We start from the raw sequence: 13,233 nt of genomic DNA, 5'->3' as shown, positions 1-13,233 counted from the left end.
GCTTACTGGAACCAGATGGTAGAGCTTTTTGAAGCAAGCCATGAGGGCGTGAAGGTAAATATGACGATCAGCCCGACTATTGGTGATATTATTCGTCCACAGATCGTAGCCGGAAACGCGCCGGATTTTATTTGTCTCAACGATGGTGGTGAGGACGGCGTAATTCTTTCTTTGATTAAAGAACATGCACTTTTAAATCTGGACGATGTTTTTGACGGAGAAAATTATGCCGGAACCGGTACTCTTCGCGATGACATTACAGACGGAATTCTTTCCAGTACAAAGTGTGCACCATACGGAGACGATGAAATTTATCTGGCACCATTCAACAGTGGCCCGCAGGGTCTGATCTACAACAAGACCTTTTTCGATGAGAACAACCTGGAAGTTCCAAAAACATGGGACGAGTTTTTCACACTTGGCGATACCTTAAAGGACATTGACGGACGTGCGCTTTTCACCTATCAGGGAATTTATCCGGGCTACATGGAAGAAATGCTCTGGCCGGCAATTGCAAACGAGTGCGGTGAGGAAGCTCTTACCAAGATTGCCAATTATGAGGAAGGCTCCTTCAACAACGAAGGTGTGTTAAAGGCTCTTACCCATATTAAAGAGATTGCAGATAAAGGCTATCTGTTAGAGGGCACTGTCGGTATGAACCATACAGAATCTCAGACAGAGATGATGCTTGGAAAAGCTGCATTTATCACGAACGGAACCTGGATGGAAAATGAGATGCAGGATGCGCCAAGAGAAGAAGGCTTTGAGTTTGCAATGGCTCCGATCCCAACTGAGAATGCAGATGATGTGCATTATGTATTCGACAGCTGCGAGCAGTTCTCTATTCCGGCAGCTGCCAAGAACCCGGAGCTTGCAAAAGAATTCCTCCGTTTCCTGTACAGTGATGAATCCGTATCTGCATTTGCAGAGGCTTCCGGTGCCCTCTATGCTACCAAGAGTGCCCGTGAAGTAGCAAAAGATAAGCTGTCTACTGCAATCTACAATATGTACGGAATCTACGAAGAGGCAAATGCTTCCTCCCTGATCATGAGCTTTGCAGCAGTTCCGGCTGACTGCAAGATTAACCCGAAAGATGAGATTTTCAATCCGATCACTTCTGTTATGAACGATGAAATGACAGTAGAAGAGTGGGCACAGAACGTGGAAGCTGCTTTCGCACAGGTTCGTGCTGATATGGAAGCTGCCAACTAAACTTCATATGCCAGCCGGATAAAAACGGTAAAGCATGGAAAGGCTGCTGCACAGTGTATGCGGCAGCCTTTTGTAACCCTGAACAGATAGATTGCCAATCGGTGATGTCATCCACATTTTTCAATATTTAAATTTAAAGAGGTGAGCAAGCGTGGTAAAAAAGCCCAGATTATTTATAGCCCTGTGTACGCTTCCTGCATTGATCTTAACCATTGTTTTTATGATTGTCCCTATGGTAAATGCCATTTATCTGTCTTTTACCAGTTCCACTGCACTTAGCGTAGGCTTTAACAGCAAATTTGTATTTTTGGATAATTACAGGTATATGTTCCAGGATAAGGATTTTCTTCAGGCACTGTTTAATACTCTTAAGCTGATGCTGGTAATCCCGGCTGTGACCATATTTCTAAGTCTTGTATTTGCATTTATCCTTACTCAGGGACAGCTTAAGGAAAAGTCATTTTACCGGACCGTATTCTTTTTCCCAAGTATTGTTTCCATGACTGTAGTTGGTATTGTGTGGTCCTTTGTGTTTAATCCCACAAGAGGAATTCTGAATCATATGCTGGATCTGTTCCATCTTTCCACCTGGAAACACGCATGGCTTGGAGAGGGAAAAACGGCTCTCTGGTGTATCGGTGCAGCCTTGGTTTGGCAGGCCATTGGTTATTACATGGTCATGCATGTGGCTTCCATTGATGGGATTTCCCAGGAGGTTTATGAAGCTGCTTCCATTGACGGTGCAACAGGAGTGCAGAAGTTCTTTAAGATCACCATTCCGTTGCTTCGCAGATCAATTGGAACGACCTATATACTTTCCCTGTCTGGTACTATCAACTTAAGTTTTACCCTGTCCAATGTTATGACAGGTGGTGGACCAAACGGCGCATCCAGTGTCCTGTTGCAGTATATGTACACCCAGGGTATGAGAAATGCCAACTTTGGATATGCCATGGCAATCGCCATGTTTACCCTTGGCCTTGCAATCGTCCTTGCAATGATTTCTAAAAAAATATCATCTGAAAAAGAATAGGAGGGAGACTGATGAAAACTGTAAGAACCTGGTGTATCAGAATCCTGATGATTCTGTTTACCGTTATCTTTTTGTATCCGCTTTTCTGGAACCTGATGTCTGCGTTTAAGACAAATGCAGAATATCTGACAGATCCTTATGCATTGCCCGCAGCTTTGAATCTGGATAATTTTGTGGCAGCATGGCAGAAAGCAAATATTGCCGCTTATTTTGGAAATTCCATATTTGTGACAGTGCTTTCCACTGTATTGCTTCTGCTTTTGGTCATTCCCATCTCTTATGTACTGGCAAGATACCGTTTTGTGGGCAGCAGGCTGATTTCTACGGTCTACATGGCTTGTATTTTTCTGCAGGCTACTTACATTATGATTCCTTTGTTTCTGGAATTACAGGCTGTGAACGGATTAAATAACCTGCCGGTATTATGTCTTGTTTATGCAGTTATGCAGTTTCCTTTCTGTATTTTTACCTTACAGGGATTTATGTCTGCGGTACCAAGGGATTATGAGGAGTCTGCAAGAATTGACGGTGCTACTAATATCCAGCTGTTATTAAGAGTTATGGTGCCTCTTGCAAAACCCGGGATTGCGACCATTACGATGTTAAGTGCCATGGGCTTCTGGAATGAATATCCACTGGCACTTGTTCTTCTTACGGAAGATGCAAAGAAAACCCTTCCCATCGGTATGGCAAACTTGTTTGAGGTGCAGAAATATGCTACAGACTGGGGTGCCCTGTTTGCCGGACTTGTAATCGTTATGATCCCAACAATTATTATCTATCTCATTGGACAGAGATATCTGCTTCAGGGAATCGGTGCAGGCGGGTTGAAGGGATGAAAAAAGGAGAAATCATATGCCAACTGATCAGGAATTAATAAAAATAGTTCCCTCCTGCCGCCAGATTGCCTATCAGGCAACAGAGTTTTATGCGTTTTTTCATTTTGGAATGAATACGTATACCAATCGGGAATGGGGAGATGGAACGGAAAATCCACAAATTTTTAATCCTACAGAGTTTGACGCAGACCAGTGGGTGACTGCAGCACAAAATGCCGGCATGAAAGGCGTAATTCTTACCTGTAAGCACCATGACGGCTTCTGCCTGTGGCCTACCAGATATACCAGTCACAGCGTTGCAGCAAGCCCGTGGAAAAATGGCAGGGGAGATGTGGTCCGGGAAGTGTCCGAAGCATGCCGCCGCCATGGACTGAAATTTGGAATTTATCTTTCTCCATGGGACCGCAATCAGCCTTGCTATGGAAGTGGAAAAGAATATGATGATTACTATCTGGCACAGCTGACTGAGCTTCTCACCGGCTATGGGGATATTTTCAGTGTCTGGCTGGATGGTGCATGTGGGGAAGGACCTAATGGGAAAAAACAGGTCTATGACTGGAATCGCTATTACGAATGTGTTCGAAAATATCAGCCAGACGCATGTATCTGTGTGTGCGGGCCAGATATCCGATGGTGTGGAAATGAAGCTGGCGATGTAAGAAAATCTGAGTGGAGTGTTGTTCCTGCGCGTACAGCACTTGCAGAGAGTGTACAGGAAAGAAGCCAGCAGACCGATGATGAGGAATTCAGAATGCGCCGGATTACCAGTGATATGGAAGATCTTGGAAGCAGAAAAGCGCTTGAAGGTGAAACGGATCTGATCTGGTATCCGGCAGAAGTAAATACTTCTATAAGACCTGGATGGTTTTATCATCCAGAAGAAGATGATCAGGTGAAAAGCCTGGAAGAGCTGGTTCATATCTATATTGGGGCTGTTGGAGGAAATGCAACCTTTTTGTTAAACATTCCACCTATGCCAAACGGACTTCTTCATAAAAATGATGTTAAACGTCTGGAAGAATTTGGAAGCTGGAAAAAGAAATCTTTTGTTCATAATTTAATGAGTACAGCACATGTTTTTTCGGAAAATGAAGATCCGGCGCATCCGGCTTCCAATTTGACAAAGGATACTTTAGAAGCATGGTATCAGCCTGAAAGCAGTGAGCTGCCAGTAGAGATAACGATTTGCCTGGACGACTCATACAATTTGGGGTATCTGGTATTAAAAGAGGCTGTCTGCTATAGCCAGAGAGTGGAAAAATATGAGGTATTTGTTAAAGAAGGGGAAATATGGAACAGTATTTACACAGGAACGGTAATTGGCTATCAGAAGATCATTCCTGTTAAGGGGAAAAAAGCCAGGGAAATGAAAATTGTTTTACATGATTTCCGTGTACTTCCGCTTCTAACGTTTATTGGGATTTATCCGGAAAATACCTGAGCGGTTAAGTATTGTTTTATATTATTTCATAAATTAAATAAATAATTATTTATAAAAATACCCTTTAGGAGTAGAAATTATCCTAAAGGGTATTTTCCTCTTAAGCGATATACAGGGGAGGTGGTGGTAGTTTCTACCTTAAGAGGGAAGCATGTGGCAAGTACAACGCCATATGGTTTTCGAGTACATAATACGCTTGACGTAGAAATAAGTAAAAACTATAATTGATATAACTGGAATAAACATATGATATGCCAAAAGAAAAGGAAAAATATTATGGATGTTAACTTCGAGTATTATAAGATCTTTTATTATGTGGCAAAATACCACAATTTTACCAAGGCGGCTCAGGCGTTAAACAACAGCCAGCCTAATATTACCCGGGCCATGAATTGTCTGGAACAACAGCTGAATACCACTTTATTTATCCGTACCAACCGCGGCGTACAGCTCACTCCGGAAGGAGAACGGCTTTATAATCATGTGCTAAGTGCAATGGAGCAGTTTCAGGCAGCAGAAGAGGAGCTGGCAGACAGCTCCGGATTATCTCACGGAAGTGTAGCCATCGGTGCCAGTGAAACTGCCCTCAATATTTTCCTGCTGGATAAATTAAAAAGTTTTCACATGACTTATCCGGGAATCCGGCTGAAGCTTTACAACCATTCCACACCGGAAGCCATTGAAGCTGTTAAAAGCGGAAAGATTGATTTTGCAGTAGTTTCCACTCCGGCAGAGGTGGATTCCCCATTGAAACAGATCATGCTCATGCCGTTTCAGGAGATTCTGGTTGGAGGCACTACTTTTACTGCCCTTGGCAGCCAGGAACTTTCCCTTCGGGAGGTAAAGAACTATCCGATGATTTCTCTTGGGCGGGAAACTATGACCTATAAATTTTACAACAGCGTATTTTTGTCCCATGGCCTGGATCTTTCCCCGGATACGGAAGCTGCCACTGCGGATCAGATCCTGCCTCTGGTAAAATGCGAGCTCGGGCTTGCCTTTTTGCCCCAGCCAATGGCCGCACCTTCCCTTTTGAAAAAAGAGATCGTACAGATTCCATTAAAAGATGAAATTCCGGAACGCCAGATCTGCCTGGTGTATGACAGCCAGCATCCTATGGGAGCTGCGGCAAGGGAACTAAAAAATACAATTGTATCCGGGCGGGGTTAAACCAAGTGTATGGAAAAAATTTTAGAATGCATTTTAATAATGCAAAAGATCCGGAAGTTGGCCCTATTACAGGCTGGCCGCCTCACAAAAACGTAGAAGAAAGTAAAAACGTAATAACCTATGATATTAATTCGGAGAAGCTGACAGAAGAGCAAAAAGAAGTTCCAAGGATATGGAACGATCTGAGTACAAATGAGTAGGAAACAGTAATGTCAATGCTGCGTGGACTTCGGAAGAAGGAGAACAGTTCGAGTATATGTATCGACTGTTCTTTTTTTTATTTTTAAGTGTTAAAGCGGTGAGGTTTTTCTTGTGTAAAGTGGAGCAATGGAGTATAATAAAATAGGTTTTTTGCAGAATTTTAAAAGCTATAATAAGAAAATCGGCAAAACAGACGAAAGTCTGTGACGCAAAGCTACAGGGCCTGTAAAATGGCAGCCAGTTGCATGAACTGAGGTGCACTGTCTGTGAGACAGTGTTTTTTTACGGTGTTATTTCATAGACGTAACAATAATAATTTTATGGCAGGGAATCAGATATGAAAAATACGAGAAGGATAGTTAGGATAGACAGAAAATGAAAGGAAAAAAAGTGATTGCAGGCATTCTGCTTGCGGGAATTTTAGCAGTCACCCTGGCAGGGTGTAAAAACACAGATAACACGAAAGATGAAACAGAAAAGCCCGTCATTACTCTCGGCAGTGACAGCTATCCGCCATACAATTATCTGAACGAGGATGGCGTACCGACGGGCATAGATGTAGAACTGGCTACGGAAGCTTTCAAAAGAATGGGATATCAGGTGGAGGTTGTCCAGATCAACTGGGAGAAGAAAAAAGAACTGGTAGAGAGCGGAGAGATTGACTGTATCATGGGCTGCTTTTCTATGGAAGGACGTCTTGACGATTACCGCTGGGCAGGACCGTACATAGCAAGCCGTCAGGTGGTCGCTGTAAATGAGAACAGCGATATCTACAGCCTGAATGACCTGGAGGGAAAGAACCTTGCTGTCCAGTCCACAACCAAACCGGAAGACATCTTTCTGAACCGGACAGATGAAAGAATCCCAAAGCTGGGCAATCTGATCAGCCTAGGACACAGGGAACTGATCTATACATTTCTGGGAAAAGGCTATGTAGATGCAGTCGCCGCACATGAGGAATCGATTGTTCAGTATATGAAGGATTATGATGCAAGCTTCCGTATCCTGGAAGAACCTTTGATGATCACTGGAATAGGTGTCGCTTTTGCAAAAGATGATGACAGAGGAATCTGTGAGCAGATGAGCCAGACTCTGGAAGAAATGCGTCAGGATGGCACATCCCTGAAAATTATTGGAAAATATCTGGATGATCCCCAGAAATATCTGGAGGTGGATGATCTTGGATATTAAGAGAAAGAAAAAAGAAAAACGAATCCAGCTGCTCGGTGGTATGATTGGAATCTGTGTGGCAGTAGTCTCTCTGTTTTATTTCTTTCATGCGGAGAAAACGGAAGCAGAGAAAAGAATGGTAGAGATTGTAAATTATGTCAAAGTGCAGTGTTCCACCTACACCCATTATAATGAATCTTCGGAATCCAAAAGCCTCCTCCGTGCTATTGAAAGTGCCAGACAGATGAGTACAAATATTAAAACGGAAAAAGAAAACGGCGGTCATCTAAGCCGGGAGTTCCTGAAAGAAAACCTGCAGACTCTCTGGGTGGATGGTATCATTGTACTGGATACAGAGGGAAAGACGGACTGCGAATACAGTACGGATGAGTCTCTGACTGATGAGATTACGGAGTATCTGCAAAAAGACATTATTATGGATTTTACCGGATATGAAGAAAGATCTTATTCAGAACGGTTTGCCAGGGAAGACGGATCCTATATTGATATTGCAGCCTGTTCCAGAAAAGATGCACCGGGTATTGTGGCAATCTACTATTACACACCTCCTGAATTTGCCAGAAACTATACACTGACGATACAGGGACTTTTAAATGGTTATAGTATCCAGAAAGATGGAACGATTATTGTCGCAGACGAGGGGATTGTTGTTGCCAGCAATGATGAGAGCCTGCTGGGGCAGAATACGGCTGACAACGAAGTTATTCAGGCAATGAAGAGACATACAGATAGTCAGCACATTTACCATTTGAAGAATGAAGGAATCGGATGTTACGGAATTATGCTGAAGCAGAGGGATTATTATATCTATGCGTATCTTCCGGATACAGAAGTGTTCCATAACCTTCCACTAAGTGTGATAAGCGTTATTTTTCTTTATTTTCTGATGTTTAGTATATTCTGGTTCTGGACATACAGAACCAATCTGGCACACCGAAAACAGGAACAGGAAAAAGATGAAAAATATAAAGAAGAACTTCTGATAGCAGCAAAAAAGGCAGAAGCAGCCAATGAGGCAAAAACAGAGTTTCTACAGCGAATGAGCCATGATATCCGGACTCCGATCAATGGAATCTGCGGCATGGTACATATGGCAGACTATTATGCAGATGATATGGAAAAGCAGACGGAATACAGAACAAAGGTGAAAGAAGCATCTAACCTGCTGCTGGAACTGGTAAATGAAATTCTGGATATGAGTAAGCTGGAGTCAGGCGAAATCGTTCTGGAAGAGATTCCATTTAATCTGAGCAGTATTTCAAGGGAAGTACTTGCTGTAATCGAGCAGATGGCTGCAGAACAGAATATCAGGATCGTGTGGGAGAAAAAAGAAATCACACACCGGGATTTTATTGGAAGTCCGGGGTATGTGAAACGGGTGATGATGAATATCCTGTCCAATGCGGTGAAATATAACAGAGAAAACGGACATATCTATATCAGCTGCATGGAAATCCCAGCCGGACAGCCAGGAATGACCACAATGGAATTTGTCTGCCGGGATACCGGAATCGGAATGACTGAGGAGTTCCAAAAACATATTTTTGAACCATTTGCACAGGAACACACAGGAAGCCGCACAAAATTTGCCGGAACAGGACTTGGGATGCCGATTGCAAAGAATCTGGTCGAGAAAATGGGCGGAGCCATTACCTTTGAAAGTGAAGAAGGCACAGGAACTACATTTGTGATCCGGGTTCCGTTCAAAATAGATATGAATGCGGATAAACGTGAAAAACAGAAGGATGTATCAGAAAAATCTATAAAGGGGTTGCATATTCTTCTGGCAGAAGATAATGAGCTGAACATGGAAATTGCAGAATTTATGCTCCAGAATGAAGGTGCTGAGGTGACGAAAGCATGGAATGGACAGGAAGCTGTTGAGCTATTCAGAAAAAGTAAACCTGGTGAATTTGATGTCATTCTTATGGACATTATGATGCCGGTTATGAATGGTTATGAAGCTACAAAGAAAATCCGTTCTCTGGACAGAGAGGATGCAAAGATGATTCCGATCATTGCAATGACAGCAAATGCATTCACGGAGGACAGACTGAGAGCTAAAGAAGCAGGAATGGATGAACATATAGCAAAGCCTGTTGATGGAAAATTATTAATAAATATAATTTATAAACTAATGAAACACAGTTTCAGGGGGAGTCATAATGAAAAAGAAAAAACGGAGTAAGTTACTTGCTGTACTTCTGGTGATGGCGACAGGCACATCACTTTTGTCAGGCTGCGGCAGAAAAATTGCAGAAAAAGAAGATGCAGAAACCATCACAGTGTATTTATGGAGCACCAGCCTGTATGATAAATATGCACCATACATCCAGGAACAGCTTCCGGATATCAATGTTGAATTTGTAGTCGGCAATAATGATCTGGATTTTTATAAATTTCTTGATGAAAACGGTGGATTGCCGGATATTATTACCTGCTGCCGGTTTTCCCTGCATGACGCAAGTCCGCTGAATGACAGTCTGATGGATCTTTCCACAACCAATGAGGCAGGTGCTGTCTATGATACCTACCTCAGCAGTTTTATGAACGAGGATGGCAGCGTAAACTGGCTTCCCGTGTGTGCAGATGCCCACGGTTTTGTAGTGAACAAGGACCTTTTTGAAAAGTATGAAATTCCGCTGCCAACCGATTATGAAAGCTTTGTCTCTGCCTGCCAGGCATTTGACGAGGTGGGAATCCGTGGCTTTACTGCAGACTATTATTACGATTATACCTGTATGGAAACACTGCAGGGTCTGTCTGCATCAGAATTGTCTTCTGTAGACGGACGCAAGTGGCGCACCACCTACAGTGACCCGGATAATACAAAGAGAGAAGGTCTGGATGATACCGTCTGGCCGGAGGCTTTTGAACGCATGGAACAGTTTATCCAGGATACCGGGCTGAACCAGGACGATCTGGATATGAATTATGATGATATAATTGAGATGTACCAAAGTGGTAAGCTTGCCATGTACTTCGGCAGCTCAGCTGGTGTAAAAATGTTACAGGATCAGGGCATTAACACAACATTTTTGCCATTCTTTCAGGAGAATGGCGAAAAGTGGCTGATGACGACCCCATATTTTCAGGTGGCATTAAACCGTGACCTGACACAGGACGAGACGCGCCGGAAGAAAGCAATGAAGGTACTGAATACAATGCTTTCAGAGGATGCACAGAACCGGATCATTAGTGATGGACAGGATCTGTTAAGCTACAGCCAGGATGTGAATCTTAAGCTTACGGAATATCTGAAGGATGTGAAACCTGTGATCGAGGAAAACCACATGTATATCCGTATTGCGTCAAATGACTTTTTCTCCGTTTCCAAGGATGTGGTTTCGAAGATGATTTCAGGAGAATACGATGCAGAGCAGGCCTATCAGTCATTTAATTCCCAGCTTCTTGCGGAAGAATTTGCTTCAGAGAATATCGTGCTGGATTCACAGAAATCCTATTCCAACCGTTTTCATAGCAGTGGGGGAAATGCGGCTTATTCGGTTATGGCAAACACTCTGCGTGGTATTTATGGGACGGATGTGCTAATCGCAACCGGAAACAGCTTTACGGGAAACGTGCTGAAAGCTGGATATACAGAAAAAATGGCAAGAGACATGATCATGCCAAACAGTCTTTCGGCATATAGCTGCAGGATAAGCGGGGCAGAACTGACAGAACTGGTCAGAAACTTTGTAGAAGGCTATCAGGGAGGTTTCATTCCCTTTAACCGTGGCTCTCTGCCTGTGGTCAGCGGCATTTCCGTGGAAGTCAAAGAAACGGATGATGGCTATACATTGAGTAAAGTTACAAAAGACGGAAAAAAAGTTCAGGACAAGGATACATTCACGGTAACCTGCCTTGCGATACCAAAACACATGGAAGCCTATCCCACAGATGAGAATATTGCGTTTGAGGGAGAAGACACCTTTGTGAAAGATACCTGGACAGGATATATTTCAGATGGTGATGCCATTCTTGCAGAACCTGAAGACTACATGACTCTGAGGTGAGAAGAATGGATATTAAGAAGCATAACAAAGGCAGAGAAAAGACTGTTAGGAGAAAACGATTCCGGATCACTGTCTTTACAGCTGTTTTACTGGGAATTGTTCTGATGGTTTTCCGATATTTTGACTTTGTGTCGAAAACTATTTATGAGGAAAGTGTTTCCCATCTGACGGAGGTTTTTCATCAGTCTGATAATATGTTAAGGGAATTGACAGATAAGAACCTGACTTATCTCCATATTTGGGGTGAGAATCTGCAGAATACCTCAAGCGAAGATGAAATCCGTAATTATATAAAGAATGCGCAGGAAGATGCCGGATTTTTGGATTTCTTTTTTCTGTCAGCCGACGGGAACTATAAGATGGTGACAGGGGAAACCGGGTACCTTGGATTACAGGAAAATATTGAAGAGGACATCCGGCAGGGAAATGATGTGATATCAAATGCAGCAGTTCCGGGAAAATCCCAGTTGCTTGTTTTTGCCACTCCCAAGGCTCATGGAAACTATCAGGGATTTGAATATGATGCCATCGCCATTGCTTATGAAAACTCTAATATCGTAGATGTACTGGATATTTCTGCTTTCAATGGAAATGCACAGAGTTTTATTGTTCATCCGGATGGCCGTGTTGTGATCGATCATTCTTCTGAGTTATGGGGGAATGTATATAATTTCTTCGGTGTTCTGAGAGAGCATTCTGATATGTCTGAAAAAGAGGTCAATGAGCTTTCGGAGAAGTTTAAAGCAGGACATACTGGTGCGATGCTGGTAAATCTGGATGGAAGGAACTATTATCTGGTCTATGAAAAATCAGATATTCAGGACTGGGTATTTCTGGGACTTGTACAGGCAGATATTGTCAATGCCAGTATGAACAGCCTGCAGAGCAGTACAATGCTTCTTGTTGGTGCGGTCGTGTTCTGTATTGCTGCTTTTCTTATCAGTCTTATTATTCAAAAAAGCAGGACAAATCTCAGAAGAAAGGATACGGAGATCCGGTACCGGGATGAGCTGTTTCAAAAGCTTTCAATGAACGTGGATGATGTCTTTCTGATGCTGGATGCAAAAACATATCAGGCAGATTACGTCAGCCCAAATGCGGAAAATCTGCTGGGTATTACGGTAGAACAGATTCGTAGAGATATTCGTGTTCTGGGAAAATTGCATCCGGCGGAACATGAAGATCCGGAGAAAAATTATCTGGAAGAAATCAAGGTTCATGAACAGCGAGAATGGGATTTTGAATATGTTCATCAGAAAACAGGGGAAAAACGCTGGTTCCATAATATTGCAATGGGTAGTGAGGTAAATGGAAAAAAGAAATACATCCTGGTTCTGTCGGACCGTACCTCGGACTGGAAAATGAACCAAGCACTTTCTGAGGCAGTCCGTGCGGCGGAGACAGCAAACAGGGCCAAGAGTACCTTCCTTTCCAACATGTCTCACGATATCCGGACACCAATGAATGCGATCATCGGCTTTACCACACTGGCTGTAAGCAATATTGATGATAAAAACAAGGTTCGGGATTATCTGGGAAAGATCCTTTCCTCCAGTAACCATCTGCTTTCCCTGATCAATGATATCCTGGATATGAGCCGGATTGAGAGCGGAAAGATCCATCTGGAAGAAACGGAGGTCAGTCTGTCGGATGTGCTTCATGATCTGAAGACGATCATCAGCGGGCAGATCCATGCGAAACAGCTGGAGCTTTATATGGATGCCATGGATGTGACAAATGAGGATGTCTATTGTGATAAGACACGACTGAATCAGGTGCTGCTGAATCTTTTGTCCAATGCGATCAAGTTTACTCCTGCTGGCGGAACCGTTTCTGTCCGGCTGAAACAGTATCCGGGTCTCCAAAGAGGCAGTGAACTGTACGAGATCCGGGTGAAGGATAACGGAATCGGTATGAGTCAGGAATTTGTACAGAAGATCTTTTCTCCTTTTGAGAGGGAGCGGACTTCCACTGTAAGCAGGACTCAGGGTACAGGACTTGGTATGGCCATCACCAAGAATATTGTGGATATGATGGGCGGCACCATTGAGGTCCGGACAGAGCAGGGGAAAGGTACCGAATTTATCGTCCGACTGCCATTCCGGACTCAGCCTGAGCACCAACGTATAG

The 13,233-nt window shown here is 43.2% G+C and carries 10 protein-coding genes and 1 riboswitch; all 10 genes read left to right on the top strand.

Annotation, left to right across the window (positions count from 1 at the left end; translation table 11 throughout):
- A partial coding sequence (locus AB5642_RS01160; RefSeq protein ID WP_368371415.1) for a carbohydrate ABC transporter substrate-binding protein occupies positions 1 to 1,212 on the top strand: 1,212 nt, incomplete at its 5' end.
- Positions 1,213 to 1,363: 151 nt separating this feature from the next.
- On the top strand, positions 1,364 to 2,245 hold the full coding sequence (locus AB5642_RS01155) for a carbohydrate ABC transporter permease (RefSeq protein WP_148462043.1): 882 nt from the start codon (positions 1,364 to 1,366) through the stop codon (positions 2,243 to 2,245).
- An 11-nt stretch (positions 2,246 to 2,256) separates the two neighbouring features.
- Entirely contained in the window at positions 2,257 to 3,084 is an 828-nt protein-coding gene (locus AB5642_RS01150; protein WP_118578099.1) for a carbohydrate ABC transporter permease, read from the top strand.
- 16 nt (positions 3,085 to 3,100) lie between these two features.
- A complete protein-coding gene (locus tag AB5642_RS01145; RefSeq protein ID WP_195391645.1) occupies positions 3,101 to 4,525 on the top strand; it encodes an alpha-L-fucosidase in 1,425 nt (474 codons plus the stop codon).
- A gap of 276 nt (positions 4,526 to 4,801) precedes the next feature.
- A complete protein-coding gene (locus AB5642_RS01140; RefSeq protein ID WP_195699179.1) occupies positions 4,802 to 5,695 on the top strand; it encodes a LysR family transcriptional regulator in 894 nt (297 codons plus the stop codon).
- Between the two features lie 26 nt (positions 5,696 to 5,721).
- A complete protein-coding gene (locus tag AB5642_RS01135) occupies positions 5,722 to 5,895 on the top strand; it encodes a hypothetical protein (RefSeq protein ID WP_173736503.1) in 174 nt (57 codons plus the stop codon).
- A gap of 174 nt (positions 5,896 to 6,069) precedes the next feature.
- Positions 6,070 to 6,145, top strand: a riboswitch (cyclic di-GMP riboswitch).
- A gap of 126 nt (positions 6,146 to 6,271) precedes the next feature.
- A complete protein-coding gene (locus AB5642_RS01130) occupies positions 6,272 to 7,087 on the top strand; it encodes an ABC transporter substrate-binding protein (RefSeq protein WP_173773302.1) in 816 nt (271 codons plus the stop codon).
- Positions 7,071 to 9,275: an ATP-binding protein gene (locus AB5642_RS01125; RefSeq protein WP_173773325.1), complete on the top strand. Its 2,205-nt coding sequence runs from the start codon at positions 7,071 to 7,073 to the stop codon at positions 9,273 to 9,275. Before AB5642_RS01130 ends, AB5642_RS01125 begins: the two co-directional genes overlap by 17 nt.
- On the top strand, positions 9,253 to 11,103 hold the full coding sequence (locus tag AB5642_RS01120; RefSeq protein ID WP_173773301.1) for an ABC transporter substrate-binding protein: 1,851 nt from the start codon (positions 9,253 to 9,255) through the stop codon (positions 11,101 to 11,103). The genes AB5642_RS01125 and AB5642_RS01120 overlap by 23 nt, the downstream gene beginning before the upstream one ends.
- A 5-nt stretch (positions 11,104 to 11,108) precedes the next feature.
- The coding region (locus AB5642_RS01115; RefSeq protein WP_368371414.1) for an ATP-binding protein at positions 11,109 to 13,233 on the top strand (2,125 nt) is incomplete at its 3' end.

This window comes from Ruminococcus sp. 1001136sp1_2201st1_G3_2201SCRN_220225 (assembly GCF_040924365.1).
GTDB lineage: Bacteria > Bacillota > Clostridia > Lachnospirales > Lachnospiraceae > Blautia_A > Blautia_A faecis.
Note: the sequence above shows the minus strand (reverse complement) of the source record. Positions and strands in the feature narration are given on the sequence as shown.

What these genes read in the sequence shown, in the direction of transcription:
- AB5642_RS01150 (WP_118578099.1), top strand. Translation starts at nt 2,257, where the DNA reads ATGAAAACTGTAAGAACCTGGTGTATCAGAATCCTGATGATTCTGTTT.
- AB5642_RS01145 (WP_195391645.1), top strand. Translation starts at nt 3,101, where the DNA reads ATGCCAACTGATCAGGAATTAATAAAAATAGTTCCCTCCTGCCGCCAG.
- AB5642_RS01140 (WP_195699179.1), top strand. Translation starts at nt 4,802, where the DNA reads ATGGATGTTAACTTCGAGTATTATAAGATCTTTTATTATGTGGCAAAA.
- AB5642_RS01135 (WP_173736503.1), top strand. Translation starts at nt 5,722, where the DNA reads ATGCATTTTAATAATGCAAAAGATCCGGAAGTTGGCCCTATTACAGGC.
- AB5642_RS01130 (WP_173773302.1), top strand. Translation starts at nt 6,272, where the DNA reads ATGAAAGGAAAAAAAGTGATTGCAGGCATTCTGCTTGCGGGAATTTTA.
- AB5642_RS01125 (WP_173773325.1), top strand. Translation starts at nt 7,071, where the DNA reads ATGATCTTGGATATTAAGAGAAAGAAAAAAGAAAAACGAATCCAGCTG.
- AB5642_RS01120 (WP_173773301.1), top strand. Translation starts at nt 9,253, where the DNA reads ATGAAAAAGAAAAAACGGAGTAAGTTACTTGCTGTACTTCTGGTGATG.